This is a genomic window from Candidatus Neomarinimicrobiota bacterium (genome assembly GCA_016784545.1).
Classification (GTDB): Bacteria; Fidelibacterota; UBA8477; order UBA8477; family JABMPR01; genus JABMPR01.
In genome coordinates this window covers 20,368-41,465 of sequence record JADHUM010000035.1, presented here as the reverse complement: position 1 = coordinate 41,465, position 21,098 = coordinate 20,368, and the positions used below count along the sequence as shown (strand labels likewise).

The window sequence follows — 21,098 nt, the reverse complement described above, 5'->3', positions numbered from 1 at the left end:
TAGGGCGCTATCCTTTTTATGGCAATACGAAGTACCCCCGTTTTTTATAAAAACAGCCTCCGCCACTTGCAGAATCCGCCAAGTCATTACTCACCAATACTTTAGAAGCTTTTTAGCCCAGGTTTCGGGGGAACTTCAAATGAGTTATGAGTTATGAATTATAACTTGTGAATGATGAGTTGGGAGGTAGGTGGTAGAAAGTAGGAAGTAGGCAGTAGGAATTGTGAAGGATGAGTTGGGAGGTCAGGTCGGTGGACTGGGGATGAAAAGTGGTAACCGCAGAGAGCGCAAAGGGCGCAGAGGTGATTTGATGGCTTGGAATTGTGAGTTGTGAATTTTGAATGGAGGTAGAAAGTAGAAGGTAGGAAGTAGGAGTTGGGGTTGAAGGTCCAAAGTTCTGCCTGACAAGTCTTCGCGAGTCCGATAGGACGCGGCGATCTCCATACCATATTTGACCAAGAACTCCGAGATTGCTTCGGTCATACTTCCCTCGCAATGACAATGGGGAGGGGCGGGAGGCTTAATCGACGAAGTCATCCTTGATTTTGAAGAAGTATTCCCGGGCAGCTTCGTACTCGTTGGGAATCTCACCATCCAGAATAGCTTCCTCTATGGCTTTTTTGACGCGGCCAACTACAGGTCCGGGTGGAACACCCAGCAGTTCAATAATTTCATCACCACGCAAAGGTGACTGAAAGGCGCGCATGGCATCTTTATCCACCACTTCCTGAATGCGGTCCATGACACGATCAAAGTTACCATAGTAGCGCTTTACACGTCTGGAATCTTTTGACGTAACATCGGCGCGGACCAAAATCATCAGGTCTTCCAGATTTTCACCAGCCTCAACAATAAGTCTTCTGATACCAGAGTCACTGACTTCTTCCTGGGCCAGAGCAATGGGACGGAGATGGAGACGTGTCATTCGCTTTAAATAGGCGGTGAGTTTCCTCGAGAGTCGCATGCGCTTGCCAATTTCGTTGAGCATTTTACGTCCCAGTTCTTCATGACCGTGGTAGCTCCAACCTGTACCTTCAATAAATTTTTTAGTGGCGGGCTTACCGATATCATGGACCAGAGCAGCAAAACGCAGTTGCATTTTATCGCTGCGTTCCGCAGTATTATCCACCACCTTCAGGGTGTGGTGAAACACATCCTTGTGACGTTGACCATCCCGGTCCTCAACCCCGCCAAGTATGGCAATTTCAGGGAAGACGAGGGGTAAAAGTCCAGCTTCCTGCATGACATAAAAACCAATGGAGGGTACCCGGGCTTTCAGGGTCTTGATGATTTCATCTGTCACGCGTTCCTGAGAGACAATCCCGATCCGGTCAACCCTGGTTTGCATGGCTTGCATGGCTTCGGGAACCAGTTTGAATTCCAATTGAGCAGAAAATCTGGCGGCCCGCATCATGCGCAGGGGATCATCATCAAACGTCTTTACCGGTTCCAGGGGGGTCCTTAATATTTTATCCTGGATATCCTGAATGCCACCGTACTCATCCACCAATTCTCCGAAGTGATCAGGTAGCAGATTAATAGCCATGGCATTGACCGTGAAATCCCGGCGGCTTAGATCGCCTTTAAGGTCGGTATAGACCACTTTAGGCTTGCGGGAATCAGCTTCATAAGTTTCAGATCGAGCAGAGGCGACCTCGATGAGAAATTCACCATAAGGGATGAGGGCTGTACCGAAATCACCATATTCCACGATATCAGGTGCACCCAGCTCTTTACCCAGCTCCCTGGCAAACGCCAGCCCATCGCCGATAACCATGATATCCACATCTTTGCTAGGGACATCAAGGATGAGGTCACGAACAAAGCCACCCACCGTATAGCATTCCAGATTCAAGGTTTGGGCCAGGCGGCCGGCTTGCTCCAGAACGGAACGGATATTCTTTGGAATTCGACTAATCATACGGGATGAAGATAAACTGAAATCGGCGGTGGTGAAGGGAATTGAGTTGAGAGTTAAGAATGGTGAATTATAAATGATGAATGATGAGTTGGTGGGCTTAGGGGTAAGTCCAGATCTCGTCATGCTGAGCCTGTCGAAGTATGACTTTTCACATGGGTCAGCACCCTTCGACGAGCTCAGGGTGACGGATTGATGACCAAAATCAGAGATTAGGAGATATAAAATATTTTGCAGGGTTGGAGCTGGGAGTACTTTGTGTCCATGAGAAATACCTGTCTGACCAAGCTATCCTGGCTTTCTATTTTGCTCCTGCTCCTGGTAATGAGCCTGGGTAATTGCTCCGTAATTTTTCCTGTGATAGCTCCCTTCGCTGATCTTCCTGCACCTACAGGTCCTTATTCAGTAGCCACCCACAGTTCGACCTGGACCGATAGCTCCCGGGATGAAACTTTCACCACAGCGGATGATTACCGTCGGTTGGTGGTCCAAACCTGGTTTCCCATTGAAAAACAGGAAGGTTTGTCTGCTCTCCCCTATATTGATGATCCTGGTTTGAGACTGCCAGCCATTGCCAAACAATTGCACCTGCCGCTCTCGCTTATCCATCATTTTGGCGAGGTCAAGACCCATTCCAGCCCCAGCTCTGCGAACCTTGAACTGGACCTGAAATTTCCCGTAATCATTTTTTCTCATGGATTGAGTGGCATGCGATTTCAAAACACCTCCATCATTGAGGAGTTGGTGAGCTATGGATATGTGGTCTTTGCCGCTGACCACAGTTATGGAGCAAACATTACTATTTTTGATGATGGGGAAACGGCAGAATATCGGGCTGGGAAAAGACGATCCTTAAATGAGGATTTTTTGAATACCATTGATCTTTCCCAAATCAATATCCTGGTTAAAGATCTGCGCTTCATTATAGATGTAATTAAATCCCATAGCTCAGATTCATTTTTAGGAACACTCCCGTTGGATATAGATCGAATCGGGCTGATGGGTCACTCACTGGGTGCAGCTGCGGGTGTCACAACTATGGCTAGGGATTCCCGTGTCGAGGCCGCCATGGTCCTGGATGGGTGGTATACTCCAATTCCTGATTCCGTGATAGTCGCTGGACTCAACAGACCCATCTTCCATCTTGGACAGAAGCAGTGGTCTGACCCTGGAAACTATGCGCGTATGGATGAGATGTTGTCACACAGCAGTGGACCAACCTATAAAATGCTGGTTCCAGGGATATTGCACACTGATTTTACTGACATGCCCCTCTTCACGCCATTCTCTCTTTTTATTGGATACACCAAAATTCAGGATCCAGTCTGGCTTAACGATTTATTGCGGGTGAATGCAACCAAATTTTTTGATGTATATCTCAAGGATCATCCCCCGGCAGAATTGCACCGGCAAATCCTCATTGAAAAAGGTGTAACCAGCTACATTTTTACACCTTAGTTGTGGCTGGAGCGCTATAAAGACGCCCTCCCCAAATGTATTAATACCCAATGCTAAAAAAGGGACTACTACATTTAAGCATTTCTTAATTGTGACAAATATGGGTCTTATTTCTGTTGCGGGGCTTTCATTTTTATTATATTTGTGCTATGTCAAAGGGGGAAATTTGCCAACTACTGCTTGTGTGCCATGTCACAGATTTTCCCCATCAAAGCACTATTTTCGCTTGTCACTAACAAACATGGAGGACGTATGATGCGTACCATCAACCCAAGAGGAATTTCCTGGCTAGTTATTGTGTCTATCATGATAATGGCCATGCCAATGTTTATGCTGGCAGATGAAACAGCAACCAACATTGAAACAATCAAACAATTAAGACAGCTGCAGAACCAGGGCACTGTTCTTAAAAATCTAAAAGCCAACAGTGTGGCCACGCAGGCCACGCCTGAGCAGGAGCGCATGCTGCGTCTGAGTAATGCTCTGACCAAGGCAAAGAATCAAAAGCTGCCTGATCTGGATACGGACTCACGCTTAAATCTGAAGCGAACTGATAGAACCGTCCCACAATTGCAGAGAAGCTCTTCAAGTGCATTACGCGAAGTTATGTATGGCAGCGGACGAATGAGCAGTCAGCCTGACTCCATGTTTTTCAATTTTCTCACAGGTATGAACGGTGGTGATTCCACTGGCATGGATGTGCGCATAACTGGCAATGAAATGCTGAATTTTGGTAATGAGTATGTCAATTATGCTGATCCCAGTATGCTCTACTGGCTGGCTGAAATGGGAACCCTTGCTGAGGTTGGTGCTGTTGATGCCATTGATGATCCTGCAAGAGCTTGGACTGACATCTCCTGGTCCTGGGAGGGTGGTGGTGGAAATAGTGGTTTACCTCTGGCAGTAGGCAATCTCTGGGTCGTCTATGCCCGCACTTCTCATATGTATGTAGTTCTCGAGGTTACAGAGGCCATCGCAGACTGGTCAAACCCTGCTTTCTCCTTCGACTATATGATTCAGACTGATGGCTCCCCCCTCTTTGAGAATAACAACAATACGATAATGTCTGGATATGGTGCGATGAGCCGTGTAGCAGATTCGCTCTATTTCAACTATTTCACGGGAATGTTGGGAAGTGATACTCTGGATATGGATGTGATGATCTCCAGTAATGAAGGAACCAATTTCGGAAGTGAAGCAGCCTGGATAGATGGTATTTCCTATCCCGGTTTCTCAAACCCAAGTTTACTGCACTACTATTCAGTAAACGGATCACTTGATACCGTATCGGTCGTTCCTGCCGTGGATGATCCACTTACCGCATGGACAACCATTTCCTGGGATTGGCAAGGTGGCAACAACGGCCAACCCCTGGCAGTTGGAAATCTCTGGGTGATCTATACCCGTACTACCAATATGTACATCATTATGGAAGTAACTGAAGTTAGTGCATGGGGCAGTTGGTTTGCGTTTGATTATATGATCCAAACCGATGGCAGTAATGTATTTGACGGTGGTATGATTGAACCTTCTGAATATGATATGACCGTGAATGATCTATATGCAGATACGCTGATGATCGGATCAAACCCATATTTTGAGATAGTACTTGGTGATCACATGTATGGTGAATTCGCTGTTTTCTGGGATGCAAATCATGATGGCGATCTGGATGAGGATGATGTCCCCATGGAATTTTATCCCTTTATGGACAATGACATGCATGATGAAGATCCAACGCCTGGTATTTTTGGGTTTACCTACTCCGATGAAATGGCTGATGGGCTAAACTATCTGGCTGATGATCTTGTTTTTGCAGCATTCTCTGATATGGATGTGGCTGTTGCTTCGGTTCATTTTTACACTGAACCTTCCCCGTTTTCCATTTCAGGTTCTATCTACGAGACCAATGGTGGTGGAGCTCCTTTAGAGGGTATTGTGGTCTGGGCAGTTTATGAAAGTGAAGAAAACGATGAGCAACCAGCCATTGTTGTGCTTACTAATGGTGCAGGTCAATATCATCTTGACTTACCTGACACTGGCTTTGTCGTAATCGGCTCCGAAGACCATTTTGGTATGACGGATGGCCTGATGCCAGATCCATCAAACCATTTTGTAAATGTTCAAGGTGCAGAGTTCGGCTACAATTTCTATTATATCGCTCCAACCAGCGGTATCGAAGGCTTCGTCTATGATGAATTGGGCAACCCTATTGAGGATGTTGAGGTCAAGGTCGATGGTGATGATGGCCCAGGTGCCTTCGGTTACACCAACTCTACCGGCTACTACTACATAGGCGTAATGCCCGGCAATTATGATGTGAGCATCGAGCTGGAATCTCTCCCGGCTCCCTATGTAATTCCTCACAGCGAATATATCTATGTAGAAGACTTTGATGTAGCAACCGTGAATTTCACACTACATTCCGCCAACAACTTCATCGTTGGAACCGTGACTCTTGATGGCGCCTACTTCGAAGGAGCTTCTGTTGCAGCCATGAATGAGTTGGGTTTCACCTATACCATGTCCACCTCAAATGGTTATTTCGAACTTCCCGTACACGGTGGTCCAGAGACCTTCTACGATCTCATGGTGTGGCTGCCAGACATGTCAGATATTATTCAGGTCTCAGACAATCATAATGTACCTGCTGGCGCTGAGGGTGTGGGAATTGTTCTCGAAACAGTGACAGGTGGAATGTTCGGATATTTTATTGATACCGACACCAACCAACCCATCATGGATAGCCATGAAATTGGCATGATGATGCGTGATGTTGATACCGGTAGGGAATTTTATGGTGGTCCAGATTACAATGGCTATTATGAAATACATGTTCCCCCAGGTCTCTACGAGGTCATGGCCGGAGGTCATGAGTGGATGGGTCCAGAACCTGATTCGGTTTTCATTGGAGTGGACCTGATTCCTTACGATTTCTTCCTGACTCATATGAGTTTTGATGCTTCACTGGAAGGCTATGTATTTGACGAAGACGGTATGCCAATACCTTATGCTCAAGTCCAGATTGGAAATGAGGGTTGGGGTGCTGGCACCATGGCTGATGAATTCGGATTCTACCATTTTGATCTTCCCGTGGGCTACTACTATGTCAGTGCCTGGGCTGAAGGTTACTATATGTATTTTGATGAATTCCCCGTTGGTCCCGGCTACAACAGCTACAACTTCTTCCTGGAGCAATTCGAGGTTGAGGGAGCCATAGCTGGTCTGGTATATGACGGTGATACGGGTGCTCCCATACCCGATGCCGACGTCTATGCCTATAGTTGGGAAGATGAAGAAAGCTACTGGGCTTATACCGACGAAGCTGGTGAGTTCTGGTTTGATTTACCCAATGGGACCTATGATGTTGTCGCCGACCGGTGGGATTATCCACCAAGGTGGTTTGATGGCATCACAGTTCAGAATGACACAAGCTATCTTGCTTTTGGTCTCATGTTACCCGACGGTGGTGTTGACGGATATGTTTACGATGATATGAGTAATCCTATTCAAGGTGCTGAGGTTGTCATTGTGAGCACCATGGACTCAACTGCAGGATTCTGGGGTTATACTGACCACAATGGATTTTTCAGTATTCCTGCCATGAATGGTGATTACCATGTGTTTGCAGGCGCTCCAGGTTTTGAGGTCAATAACTATGGTATGGTAACCATCATGGATGACTGGGCTCATTTACAGATCGTTCTTGAACCACGACAATTCGCCGTGGCACCGCAGATCAATTTTATTGTTGATCAGCCCTATGATCAGGGTCGCTGGGTAAGAATGCAGTTCTGGCCCGGTGGTACAGAATGGGGTCCTTTCTCAGGCTATAGTGTCTGGAGATTGAGCAATACACCCATGGGGCCAATTCTGGATTTTGTGGATTATCTCCCCAACCACGATATGGAAGCATACAATCTGGTATTACCCACCCTGGTTGATTCCAGCGCCATGGTAACTGATCCCCTTGATTTCATGAGTGCCTTTCTGGTTACAGGTCACTGGGATATGTATGGCTATATAGATGGTGAACCACAGGCCGGCTACTCGGTGGATAATATCCATCCTGGAGTACCCACACCACTGGTACTACTCTACTCAGATGATACACATGTTGATCTGCAATGGGAACCAAGCATGGATGATGACTTCCAGTATTTTGAAGTCCATCGTGCAACCAATGCTGATTTCACAGATGCATCTGTAATAGATATGACCACATCTCCCGGTACATCCGATACGGATATCACCGTTGGTCAAACCTATTACTATCAGGTCGTAGCTGTTGATGCCAATGGAAATGTTAGTGACGGCAGCAATGTGGTTACGACCTACATCGTATCGGTTGATGATACTGAGATATTGCCAACCGCTTATGGGCTGTCTCAGAACTTTCCAAACCCCTTCAATCCAACCACGAGTATCGAATTTGCTCTGCCTGAGGCTTCAGAGGTCTCCCTTGAGATATACAATCTCCTGGGCCAGAAAGTTCGTACCCTGGTAAATGGATATGTTCCAGCCGGGTATATCAATACCAGTTGGGATGGTTTGAATCAAAATGGTAAAGAAGTGAGTAGTGGTACCTATATCTATCGCTTGCAGACGGCCGAACAGACCTTCAGCAAGAAAATGGTACTTATGAAGTAAGTCTTTGCCTGCATGTTGATCTAATCAACACGAATATCGAAGAGGCCATCCCTTTATCCGGATGGCCTCTTTATTTCCTGTCGCTTGCCTTTCAGGGTGAACAAATATGATCAATTCAATTCAGATCAGGTGTCTTCATTTATTCAAGCGTTGATAAAATCAAAATCTGATGCATAGAATCATGATATGTTGTGTGTCATTTATACTTGTTTATACTGTATTTATGACAGTTGGGAATCTTCAACAAGCTTAGGTCCAATCTGGTCCCAAATGGGGTCTTAATCATTGACTGAGGAAATGATGGCGTCTAATTTTGGCGGCTTCATTTTCGTCCCGAAAACTTGGGAACGAAATTTATTAGTCATGGAGCTTGAAGAGGGGAACAAATCCCCTACATATTGGTAGGTTGATAACATGAAATTGCTGCTGGCCACACAGAACAAACACAAGGTTGAGGAATTAACACGTCTCATGCAAGCCTATGCTGTTGAAGTTGTGTCGCTCCTGGAGTACCCGGAAATCGGTGAAATTGTCGAAGATGGTGATACGCTTGAAGCCAATGCCCTCATCAAAGCCCGGGCTGGATTTGCCCATTGTGGTATACCCACCATCGCTGACGATACGGGTCTGGCTGTTGAGGCTTTAAATGGAGCTCCTGGGGTGTATGCAGCCCGATATGCTGGTGAAAACGTAACCTACGACGACAATGTTCAGAAAATGCTTGATGAAATGGCCCATGTTCCAGAAGATCAAAGACAGGCTAAATTCCAGACTGTCGCCGTCTTTTATGATGGCACTGAAACTGTGACTGCCATGGGCGAAGTTCTTGGATTGATTACCACAGAGCGTCAGGGTACTTCTGGTTTTGGATACGACCCCATTTTCTACATACCTGAGAAGCAAAAAACCTATGCACAAATGGATCTTGAAGAAAAAAATAATTTGAGCCACCGAAAACGAGCATTCGCCAAACTTATTGATCAACTAAGCCAATCACACCGCGCATTTAAAGTGGAGCTAAATAATTAGAACCATAAGCTAGTCTTTCCACTCATCCCAAGAGGATATATACCGGGCTACAATCCAAACAACGTGAGAACGATTGCAAAAATTATATTATCCCTGATTACCATCTGGCCATCTGTTTATGGTCAGACAGATGAGGTGCAATCTGTTGGTGTCACCTTCACCATGCGGGCAAAATTTTACCAACCCGCCACTACCCCCATCTTTGATAGTCCAAATCAGGGGCTGTTCTTTAGCGATACCTCACTGTTCCTGGCTTCACCTATGGGTAAACTAAAATTGAACTCTCTCAAATACACCCTGGAGATGGATAGTACAGCAACCTATTTCACCATGTCACAGATGATGGATGGCAAGCCCATCGGCATCCCTACTGTGGTTTCTATTGATGAATACGTTGCCCTCAGTCTTGACCACAACATAAAGACTCTGCTTAAAAAAACAGCCTCGGGTCGTCTTCAAGGAGAGGATTCTGGTCAAGAGGGTCAATCCTTTGAATTGATTGGTGCCGATATTGCCGGACAACGCGTTTCCCTGCGAGTGCGTGGAAATGTAAATATCACAGGGAAGCTCCGCCGAGAGGATAGATCCAAAACCACCAACACAAATAATCAACAGCAGTCCAATACCTTTCAGATTGAACAGAAGCAGGCCTTTAAAATTGAAGGTAAAATCGGGGATCGCATCAGCATCCAGGTCGATCAGGACAGTGAGCGGGATTTTGATTTCGAAAACAATATGGAAATCTTCTACAACGGGAATGAGGATGAAATCATTCAGAGAGTAGAAGCTGGAAATATTTCCTTGAGTCTTCCTGGCACCAAGCTGGCCATGTTCTCTGGCCAAAATAATGGTCTTTTCGGGCTAAAAGCCCTGGCTAAAGTAGGACCTATTGATATCACCGCCATTGCCTCGCTAGAGCGTGGTCGTAAAGAAAAATTATCCTTGAATGGCAACTCTGAATCTTCTGAAGTTACGGTGGATGACTACAACCGTCGCCGCAACACCTACTTCTATGTCAATCACTTCTACCGTCGCAAATCATATCCTTTAAATAACCAGGGACAGTATCGCCTGACGGGCCGATCCGTGCAATCCATTCGAGTCTATAAGTACACCTCTTTCAATCAGGGTGATCAAATTACAAATTTTGCACAGATTTATAATAATCCTGAAACTGATACTACCTGGGCTACAAGCCGGCATGTTATTCAGCTTAAACAGGGAGTAGACGAGGATTTCGTCCTGTATGAAGATTTGGGTGTCATTCGAATGAACAGCCCTGTGCAGGACAATGAAGTATTGGCTATTGCATACAGGGATACATTTTTAAACGCTGACAATATGGATCAGACCAACTTGACTGTCCCTGAATATGACCCCCTGCTAAATGAAAAGCGGTGGTTTCAAGAAGGAAGCAACATTGCTCTCGGTACACCTGGTATTTCAGATACCCTTAAATTGAAACTGCTAAAACCTGATGGTGCGCTTCCCGGTGACCCTACCTGGGATCTGGAATGGAAAAATGTTTTCTATCTGAATACCTCAGGAATTAACGCAGAAGGCTTTGATCTTAAAATCAGGGAGAGTCTTGGGGGAGAAGAAGCTGAGCTGACTGACGGAGGACAATCATTCCTGCAATTGTTTGGGTTGGATAGAAAGGGTGTGGATACAGAACCCCTGCCTGATGGCATCATTGATTTGGATTATGAGAACATCCTCAACCTGAGACGCGGTGAGCTCATTTTTCCCTATCTTATCCCGTTTCAGGCAGATACGGTGGTGACAGGTCAACCAATCTGGATGACCAACGCCGCAGGAGCGCCCCTGAATAATGGTGGTAATCCAAATCTCTCAACACCAGAAAACAAGAAGTACTCCAGCAAGTCCTTTTACGACTTTCCGATCTCTTCGACTTCTGAGTATAAAAAAGACAACAAATTCAAAATGCACATCAGCTATGCCAACCAGAGTTCAAGCTTCAATCTAGGATTCAACGTGATCGAGGGCTCGGAGGAAGTCACCCTCAATAACCAACTTCTGGAAAGGGGTGCCTCCAAAGATTATACCATTGACTATTTTTCAGGACAGTTGATCATCTTGAATGAGGCTGCCCTGGCTCCTGGTGCTGATCTGGATATTAAGTATGAATTGAACGAATTTTTCCAGCTTGATAAAAAGGTGATTCTGGGAACCAGAGCAGAACTCAAATTCGGAGAAAATGATAATTCCTTTATCGGATTGAGTGCTATTTACTTCTCCAAAAGCAGTATTGATGAAAAGGTCCGGGTTGGCAAAGAACCCATGGAAAACTTTATCTGGGATTTAAACACTAAAATCTCTCAAGACCTCCCCTGGCTGACACGCGGGTTGGATTGGTTGCCCCTGATAAAGACCGACGCAACTTCCAATATCACTGTGAGCGGTGAAATTGCTCAAGTTATCCCTAATCCAAACACCTCTGTCAATAAGGACCTGGGAGATGTAGGTCTGGCTTATATCGATGACTTTGAAGGTAGTCGACGCGAAGCCCAACTAAGCATTATTCGTGGTGCCTGGGGTCTATCATCTATTCCTGCTGATGGTACCGATCGAGGGAATTATGAGCGAGCATACACCTATTGGTATAATCCATATAATCGCGTCTTGACCAAGCAAATCTGGCCCAATAAGGAAACCAGTGCTCAGGCTCAGAATGATGTTACTGACATTATGGTGCTCAATGTTATTCCAGATTCTTCCTTTTCGGTAAAGGCGGGTGGGGCCCCGGGAGATGCCTGGGGTGGCATTCAGCGTTCCCTTTCCTCAGGTTACTATGACCAGTCCACATCTAAATTCCTGGAGTTATGGGTCAAGGGAGACCAGGGAAGATTACACGTTGATCTGGGATATATAAGTGAGGATCTACAGGAGCCGGGACAGAACTGGAATGTGGAGATTCTTGATCAGACAGTGAAAAAAGGGTTTGGTCAACTAGATACAGAAGATATTTCCACAGATGTCTTCCCACAAGGGGACGGTTTTGTAGATGAAGCCGAGGACCTGGGAATTGATGGACTGCGGGCTGAGATCGATGCAGTCGATATTAGTCTGTATGGTTATCATCATCCATCATGGGATCATTATGAGTTCGATCCTAACCCTGAGAACGGATCCATTAATTATCGTCATATCAATGGTACCGAGGGCAACCTTGGCATCGAAGGTGGCACCTACCCCAACACAGAAGATTTGAACAATGATGGTGCCCTGGATACTCGGAATGCGTATTTCACCATGGATGTTGATCTAACCACAGAAGATTACATAGCAGGGCGAACCAAATATAGCGATGGTACTGAAACAGGGTGGAAACTCATACGAATTCCTCTGGTTGATTTTGAAAAAGCAGGTGAAAATCCACAATTGGCACTCTGGTCTCAGGTCAAATTTTCCCGTCTATGGATGGATGAAGTGCCAGCAGGTGGTGCGTTATTGCAGATTGCAACCGTTGATATCGTTGGAAATGATTGGCAGGAGCGTGGCGTTTTCTCACAGTACGATAGAGTTGAAACCAGCATCACCGATTCCCTCCACGGGACCTTGAATGTCACAGTCATTAATACTGAAGACAATCCAGGCCGCTACAACTCCGACGGGGTTCCAGGTAGTTATTCATCCCCCCCTGCAGGTGTTTCAGGAATCCTGGATCCCATTACCCAATTGCGCTCCAAAGAACAGTCGCTGGTCATACGGGCTGATAATCTTGAACCAGGCCATACCGTAGTAACCGATAAATTATTTCAGGGCTCAACGGCCAAGGATTTTATCCACTATAAGAGCTTGAAAATGTTTATCCATGGTTGGGACAAGACGCGGGGTGGCAGCTACGAGTCCACTTTTACTAATTATGCGATGCAAGACAGTTCTGATCTGGAATTCTTTTTCCGCTTCGGTGAAACCGACGATGCTTTTTATGAAATACGTCGTCCCATTTATCCAGGGTGGGATGAACGCAATCATTTAGAAGTCAACATGGCAGATCTGGCGAACTTTAAATTGTCCCTGGATGACTCATTATTCATCATCCAGCGGAGCACTGAAATTGGCGAGGGATTGGATAGCACCTACAACGATACACTCTACTGGTCAGCCCTGCCTCCAGAGTTTAAATACGCCAGCAAAGAATTCCCTGACGGTAGCAGCATCGCCGTCAAAGGAAAGCCCTCATTGAGCAGAGTTCGACTACTAAAGGCTGGATTCAAGAACCTTTCCACCCAGCCTATGTCTGGTGAAATATGGATGGATGAGCTGCGTCTCAGTGATGTGGAAAAAAATACTGCCACTGCTTATCGAGCCAACGTGAGCCTGCAATTTGCAGATGTTGCTAAACTGAATATGGATATTCAGCGTGATGATGCTGATTTCCACAATGTCCAACAGCAATTTGGTACCGGTGACAATTCTCTTGCTGCCAATATCAGTGGAAGTGTTTCCCTTCATAAATTTTTACCCAGTTCCTGGGGGTTAAATATCCCAATCTCTGCCTCCTACAGGCAAAGCGAGAAACAGCCAAAATATATTACGGGTAGTGATATCCGGATAGCAGACCTGGATCCATCCCTCCAGGATACGCTGAAAACCATGACCAGCCGGAACGAGTCTTACAGTTGGAACGTCTCCCTCTCAAAAAAAGTAAAATCTGAGCACTGGCTCCCCAAATACACCATAGATAATATGAATTTCAAGGTAGGTGCCACCAATAGCACGGCATCCAATGCCCAGAAAAGTGAACAAAATTCAGAAAAAATAGATGGAAGCTTCTCCTATAAGATCAATCTGGGCAAAGATTTCACAGTAACACCCCTGACCTTTCTGGAATCCCTGCCCCTTGTCGGTGAGGGTCTATCCACTACCACCATCGGGTATCTGCCCACCAATATCGGGGTTGATGGTTCTATGGTGGAAAACAAGTCCTCAAGCGTATTCCGAAATCTCAATGCACCACCTCAAAAGCCAACACATCAATTGAGTATGAATCGTCGTTTTAACGTAGACTGGAATCTTTTAAATACCGTCAGTGCAAAATTCAATGCCTCCCTCTCTAACAATCTGGATAGCTTGAAGAATCGCAAAGAGGATATTATCAGGGAATTGGATTTTGGTCATCTGGGAAGCTACAAAGAGTCCTATAGTCTGAATTGGAACCCCCAGGGGTTGAAGCTCCTTTCGCCCACATTTTCCTATTCATCAAACTTTTCGACCACTGATAAAATTAATGTGGATCAACCAGGTCTTGACTTGAATGTGAGCTCAAATACCTCTGCCAATATGGCCTTAACTGTATCAGAAGTTTTTGGTCTTGTACACAAGCCAGAGAACACGAAAAAGAAATCTGCTGGCAGTTCAAGCACCCAGTCTGCAAGAGGCCGGGGACGCGGAAGGGTGGCTCCGACTCCTGAGCAAGACCAGGCGAAAGAAACGACTGAAGAGGTCAAAGAGCCCCTGACCTTTACAAAAATCCTGGATTTGACTTATACAACACTGGATCGGATTGATCCAATTTCATTAAGCGTCACCCAGGGACAAAGCACCAGCAATATGCGCCAAATAGCCTCCCTTGACACGGTAGCCGTTATTCGTGAAGGGGATACCACAGGGGTTGCAGATTCGTTGACCCTCGTCGTTAAAGAAATTGATATAAACAGCGTAGGGTATGGCTATCGCATGGGATACAATACTGCCCTGAACAATCTTAATCATCCAGATGCCACCAACCCCGTTGCCACCAGTGGAAATTTTAATTTGACAACTCGCACAGGTCTCAAGCTAACCAAAACGTTGTCTACAAAACTCACCTTCACCTTTGGTCAAAAAACAACCCTGGTGAATAAGAGTCAGGGGGAGGTTATCAACACCAACATAGACTTCCTGCCCAGCGGAAACTTTTACGGAGCACCTAAGGATGAGTATAAATCATTTGGTAACTCAGGTTTCCCACTGCCCTCCTTTAACTTGAGGTACTCTGGGCTCAAGGATATTGAATGGCTAAAACAATATATCACCGGTGCCAGCCTGGATATGAATTATGCTGGCAAAAAAACAGCAAATCAGGAGAAGGGAATTCTCATAAGAGAGACTTACTCCATCGCATTTTCTCCCCTCATCGGGTTGAGTATTCAGGGCAAAAAAGGCATTAATGGTTCTCTTAATTACAGCATGACAAAAAACATCAGTAACTCCATTGATGTTGACAAGTTTATCTCATCAAATCAGAGTTTTAATCAATCGGTGAATGCCGGTCTCTCCTATTCACATCGGGGCGGGATGACTATTCCCCTCCCCATGATGGAGGATAAGTATCTTGAGAACAACATCGATTTCCGTCTGGAAATAGCATATACGCATGAACAGGAATATACGGGGACTGAAAACGCTACTTCTATTGAATTTGGCGAGGGTCGATACACCAAGACGCTATCAGCCAGACCCAGCATTCAGTACAGCTTCACAGATAAAGTTTCCGGCAACGTCTCCTATGACTATCGTATCACGGATACCCGTGATCATGGTAGGCAGGATGTTGGCGATTTTCAATTTGGTGTAAACATCCAGATCAAGGGTTAGGCGTATTATGCAACTCAACCTGAAGTCAATATGCCTGATCACATCGCTTGTTTTTACTAGTCAAATTGACCTTTATGCTCAAACTGGTTTTGATGCAGAACGTGCCTTTGAGGATCTCCAGGCACAGTGCGATCTGGGTCCCCGGAATCCCGGTTCAGATGGCGCTCAGGCAGCCATCAAATATTACCAATCCATTTTGGAACCCCTGGCTGATTCCTTCCATTTACAGCAATTTGAATTGAATGATCCATACTCCCCAGAGAAGCTGAATCTCACCAATGTCATCGCTCGTTTTCAACCACACAAGACCCACAGGATTATCCTGTGTGCCCATTGGGATACAAGACCCCGAGCTGAATACGATGTGTCGGCTCCAGACAAACCCATGATCGGTGCAAATGATGGAGCCAGTGGCGTCGCTATCCTGCTGGAGATCGCCAGACAGTTAGCTTCCAAACCAGTGAATCCAGGTATCGACATCGTGCTGTTTGATGGTGAAGATTATGGCCAGCCACGGGATCTGGAGCACTATCTCCTGGGCAGTCGTTATTATGTTGAACATCCCTTTCTTCCCATGGCTCAACGGGTCATCCTGCTGGATATGGTAGGTGATGCCGAATTGACCATCAAAGTCGATCCAGTGTCTTATAGTTCCGCGCCGCGTCTGATTGAAGAAATCTGGGCCTTGGCCACTGATATCGGCTATGATCAATTCCAACTCGTAGCCGGGGCATCCATGTATGATGATCATGTCCCCTTTATTGAGAAGGGTATCCAGGCCATAGATATTATCGATTTTGAATATCCTGGGTCAGACAATGCCTACTGGCATACCCATGAGGATACTCCAGATAAATGCAGTACAGAAAGTCTTGAGGCTGTGGGAAATACAGTATTAAGCTGGTTATACCAGCAATGATAACAATAAGTAAGACGGGATGTGCCCTGACCGGCATTCCCCCGGAGGACTAAACCCATGAGTAAAATTTACGCAAACCCTTTTAACTGGGGTGAACCTGTAAAAGGCAGTCATTACGTTCAGCGACCAGAGGATCAAGCCTCTCTGCTGGCCATTATGGAAAAGCAAAATCATCTGCTCCTCACCGGCAAACGCGGTACCGGAAAAACAAGTTTGCTGAAATTTTTACTGGAAAAAAACACCACCCCATTTATTCACATTGATTTGCGGTTTATTGTTAGTAATGAACAACTTTTTGAGCTTCTTATGAAAGCGCTGTCCACGAGTTTTCCCATGATTGACATCGATAAAAAACTCAAGTCATTGGGAGCAGATACTCAAAATGTCCCTCTTAAAAATATCTTCGACCTCTGGTATGAGATGGTCAAGGGGAGCAATAACAAGTTTATCATGGTCTGGGATGAATTTCAGCATCTCGCCAAATTTAAAGAAAATATTTTTGAGGAGTTGAGAAGCGGTCTGAACGGTAGACGGGGAATCACCCATGTTTTTGTCAGCCATCGTTCGGATATCCTCCAGGAAGCCCTGGGGAGAGACAGTAGCGCCTTTTTTCAGAATCAGGAGTTTTACGAACTTGAGAATCTGGAGCAGAAAACCTGTACCCGCTACCTAACAGAACGCTTTCGTCGCATGGGTCTCAGTGATTTTGATCTACCTGGGGCAGTGTACAATTTTACTGAGGGCCAACCGCTCTTAACCCAGAGACTGGCCTACACCCTGGCTCAATTATGGCTTGAAGGCACCACCACCAGACTCCTGCAACGTTCAATTTCCAAGCTTTTAAAAGAGCGCAATATTTTGTTCACTGCCATGTGGGATAATTTTGGATTAAACGAAAAACGTCTCCTGCTGGGATTGGCCAGTGGTTATTCCCGCCCCACTGAACTTGGATTTATTGACAAGTTTGGCTTATCTGCCACAAGTACAGCCCATAACACTGTGATTAAACTGCTCCGTGAGGGCTGGCTGGTGAGCCGGGATGAAGGCTACCATATCTACGATCCACTTTTCTTGATCTGGCTTCAAAACCGCGAGGGTTTGATTTGATCGATACCACCTCACAATGGATATCTGCCGATATTCACATTGCACCCAAGTACTGCGAGGTTGCCATTGATTTTGCCATGGCATTGGGTGGGCTGGCCATTGTTGAAAAGGATGATGTCTTTCAGGTGAGTTATCCCCTGGATAATGATACACAGCTCATCCTGGATGAGTTGAAAACCTTTATCATGGACCTGGATCAGGCAGCCAGTCTGTCCCAGGCCATCGTTGATCGGGAAAACTGGAATAAAAACTGGCAGGCATTTTTTAAACCGACTCCCATTACAGAGCAACTCATCATTCTTCCTGAATGGGAAGCGATGGAACAGTTCCCCCAGGCCATCAAAACCAGGATTCGTCCGGCCATGGCTTTTGGAACGGGCACACATGAGACGACCCAATTGTGTCTGGAAATTCTGGATGATCTGGTTCAAGGAGGCGAACGGGTTCTGGATGTGGGGACAGGAAGTGGCATTCTTGGCATTACTGCCCTGCTCAAGGGTGCGGCTGAAGTAGATGGGCTGGAAAATGATCCCTTTACAGAAGAAAATATCAGAGATAATCTGGAGTTAAATGGTATCCACTCTGGATTCAATATACAGATTAGCGAAGCTCCGGTATTGAACGGACCCTATGACATCATGGTGGTAAATATTATTAGAGCCAGGCTTTTTCCCATCCTCCCAAATTATTTCACATCGGTTCGTAAGGGTGGTGGAGTGATCGTCTCTGGTCTCCTCCAGGAAGAGGACCAGGATACGAGACAACTCCTGGCGGCCTCCCCCTGGCAAATATTAAAAACCTATACAAAGAATGAATGGATCGCTTATTTATGCGAAGTCGTATAAAATCAATTTGTCACAATAATGATTTAACCGCAGAGGGCGCTAAGCGCGCTGAGCTTTCGATGTGGATTATGAAAGGGAACTTAATGAGGCGCTTAGGGCTATTTTTTCCTGTGATCGCAATATTGATGCTAGCTGCCTGTGATCAAACTCCAACCACCCTGGATGAAGAACCTTATCTGAGAGATTTTGGTGAGACACCATTTTCTCTTAGGGTCAGGAGTTTTGAATTCGACTATTTATCTCAGCAGTTTTTCTTCTCAGTTGAGGTAACCAGTCCTAATGAAATAGCTGAAGTTGCATACAATCTGAGTGTAAATAGTTCACCATTTGCACCTGTGTTACTGAATGATCTTGGCCAAAGTGACGATATCCTTATTGGAGATGGTCGCTATGATGGGGCCTGGACCTTACCTGATTCCATGTCCACTTATGTGGATAGTCTATGGAAGCTTGAAGTCACTGTACAAGACGATGAAACAAATAGCCTGTATGAAGCTAAGACATTGCAGCCAGTACGACCTTCACCCCCTGTGATAGGTGCTGCAAGTCATCTGGATACACTGACACTCCTGGCAAATGGGTTGGTTTTGGACACACTCACCCTTGAAGTTGGTCACTCTCAGGGCTTGGATGAAATCAGGGACGTTAGCATGATGTCTCTCAAGCCTGATGGCACCTATGCCAATGAGGGACAACCTATTCCCCTTTATGATGATGGTGGCAGTGTGGTCTTTTATTCTTTCGAGGGTATTGATTTTACCAGTGGCGATAGTCTGGCCAATGATGGCGTTTATAGTCTCCTCCTGGCTCTGGCTCCCAACAATTTGAGTGGGGTATATCACTGGACCTTCAATTCCAGATCCTGGTTGGGAATCGAAGCAATTCCTCTCCTTGATTCAATTGTCGTTCTACCTGCCGGGAGTTTATCCAGAGGTCAAGCTAAGGATGCTGAGCTGATGGGAGTGTTCAAATGAGATCCCTTTTTGCTCTCCTGAGTATCATTACCGCTTTTTCATCTTTGTCTGTGCACGCCCAACTCCTGAGACCTTCAACTTTTTCACTTGAATCACCTGATACCGTCTATAGCGGATTGATTGGAAGCAGTATTTCTGACCTGGCCGGTCAGGGGGATACACTTTGGATGGGTTCGGGTCACGGGCTCAGCGCTACCTATGACAACGGAGATTCATTTGTGGGATTCAGTTCCCGTTTTTCAAATCTGGGCCAGGGTGGTGTATCTGCTCTGGCAGTCTGGGGCGATACCATCTGGGTTGCCATGGGCTTTGACACAACCACGGCCTTTGGTGATCTCAAAGCAGGTGGTGGCATAAGCCGTTCTGTGGATGCCGGTGCCAGCTGGACCTATTTGGGTCAACCCATGGATAGTCTACAGATGATCATCGAAGGCAATGATACGAGTTATGCGAAATACTCGGAGATGGATCTCTTTGGTGTTTCAATTTTAGCAATTGATGTGGTTACCCCAGTGCAAAATATCACCTATGATCTGGCCTTTGATGGAACCCGTCTCTGGGCAACCTCCTTTGGTGGAGGTTTAAGGGTTTCCCATGATCTGGGAGATACCTGGCAACGTGTCATGTTGCCCTGGACTGATCAAGCCAGGCTGGACTCCAGTGTTGTCCATGATATGGAAGCTGACATACTCGATGAACTGGAGTATTATGCCCTGGATCCTCTGACTCATCTGAATCATATCGCCTTTGCAGTAAAAGCCTGGAACGATACGGTCTGGGTAGGTACTTCCGGCGGTGTCAATCGTTCTATAGATGGCGGTTACAGCTGGGATCATTTCACCCACAATAATTCGAATATCTCAGGTAATTGGGTAATTGCCCTGAATCGACAAACCCTTCCAGATGGCTCAGATCGCATCTGGGCATCAACCATTACAACAGGTTCCGGTGATGCAACTGGTTTTAGCTTTTATGACGATGAGACCAACTACTGGCGGGCTCCTTTCCTGGGTTTCCGAGTTTGGAATATTAGTTCTGACGCATCAAATGTGTATGCTGCCACAGACCAGGGATTGTGGAAATCAAAAGACGGTCTGCACTTTGTAGTATTGCCTGATTTTCACCACGATGACTTCTCTGAAATTATCTACTCCGATGCAGTTTACTCTGTCCTTGTGAATCAGGATGGTGCTGTCTGGGTGGGTACTGGCGATGGTCTGGCAGTGAGCTATAATGAAGGATTGTCCTGGAGTATTCACAAGGCCCGTACCACAGAATCCTCTGATAATTTTTATGCTTATCCCAATCCATTTACACCACGTTATGACAAGGTACTGAATGGTCAGGGGAACCTGATTGTCCGTTATAGTGCTGAGGTCGGGGAAGATGTTTCCATTGATGTTTTCGATTTTGCCATGCATCGGGTCAGGGAAGTAATGGACAAGGTCCCTGCACCCCTGTCAGGTCCACAGGAACGAACCTGGAATGGACGAAATGAAGCGGGTTACCTGGTATCCAACGGTACCTATTTTATTCGAATTGAGATAGATTCTGATATTCACTGGACGAAAGTGATGGTGATAAATTGAGGACAT

The 21,098-nt window shown here is 45.9% G+C and carries 10 protein-coding genes; 9 read left to right on the top strand and 1 reads right to left on the bottom strand.

Going from position 1 to position 21,098, the window contains the following annotated elements:
* Positions 1-520: 520 nt before the first annotated feature.
* Entirely contained in the window at positions 521-1,921 is a 1,401-nt protein-coding gene (locus tag ISR87_09360) for an HD domain-containing protein (GenBank protein ID MBL7025653.1), read from the bottom strand.
* A gap of 261 nt (positions 1,922-2,182) precedes the next feature.
* On the opposite strand from ISR87_09360, the gene ISR87_09355 reads away from it, so the two are divergent.
* The 9 genes from ISR87_09355 (at position 2,183) to ISR87_09315 (ending at position 21,092) form a co-directional block, all read left to right on the top strand.
* On the top strand, positions 2,183-3,376 hold the full coding sequence (locus ISR87_09355) for a dienelactone hydrolase family protein (protein ID MBL7025652.1): 1,194 nt from the start codon (positions 2,183-2,185) through the stop codon (positions 3,374-3,376).
* Between the two features lie 252 nt (positions 3,377-3,628).
* Positions 3,629-8,026, top strand: coding sequence for a carboxypeptidase regulatory-like domain-containing protein (locus ISR87_09350; GenBank protein ID MBL7025651.1), 4,398 nt, complete (start codon positions 3,629-3,631; stop codon positions 8,024-8,026).
* A 414-nt stretch (positions 8,027-8,440) separates the two neighbouring features.
* Positions 8,441-9,055, top strand: a complete 615-nt coding sequence (gene rdgB / locus ISR87_09345) for an RdgB/HAM1 family non-canonical purine NTP pyrophosphatase (protein ID MBL7025650.1) — start codon at positions 8,441-8,443, stop codon at positions 9,053-9,055.
* Positions 9,056-9,118: 63 nt separating this feature from the next.
* Positions 9,119-15,658, top strand: coding sequence for a cell surface protein SprA (gene sprA, locus ISR87_09340; protein ID MBL7025649.1), 6,540 nt, complete (start codon positions 9,119-9,121; stop codon positions 15,656-15,658).
* 7 nt (positions 15,659-15,665) lie between these two features.
* Complete coding sequence (locus ISR87_09335; protein MBL7025648.1) at positions 15,666-16,577, top strand: M28 family peptidase; 912 nt, start codon at positions 15,666-15,668, stop codon at positions 16,575-16,577.
* A 57-nt stretch (positions 16,578-16,634) separates the two neighbouring features.
* Positions 16,635-17,684 (top strand): ATP-binding protein, encoded by a 1,050-nt coding sequence (locus tag ISR87_09330; protein MBL7025647.1) that lies wholly within the window; start codon positions 16,635-16,637, stop codon positions 17,682-17,684.
* Entirely contained in the window at positions 17,681-18,529 is an 849-nt protein-coding gene (prmA, locus tag ISR87_09325) for a 50S ribosomal protein L11 methyltransferase (protein MBL7025646.1), read from the top strand. The genes ISR87_09330 and prmA overlap by 4 nt, the downstream gene beginning before the upstream one ends.
* A gap of 83 nt (positions 18,530-18,612) precedes the next feature.
* Positions 18,613-19,503, top strand: coding sequence for a hypothetical protein (locus ISR87_09320; protein ID MBL7025645.1), 891 nt, complete (start codon positions 18,613-18,615; stop codon positions 19,501-19,503).
* Positions 19,500-21,092 carry a hypothetical protein gene (locus ISR87_09315; GenBank protein MBL7025644.1) on the top strand — a complete coding sequence of 531 codons (1,593 nt, stop codon included), beginning with the start codon at positions 19,500-19,502 and terminating at the stop codon, positions 21,090-21,092. Before ISR87_09320 ends, ISR87_09315 begins: the two co-directional genes overlap by 4 nt.
* Positions 21,093-21,098 lie beyond the last annotated feature (6 nt).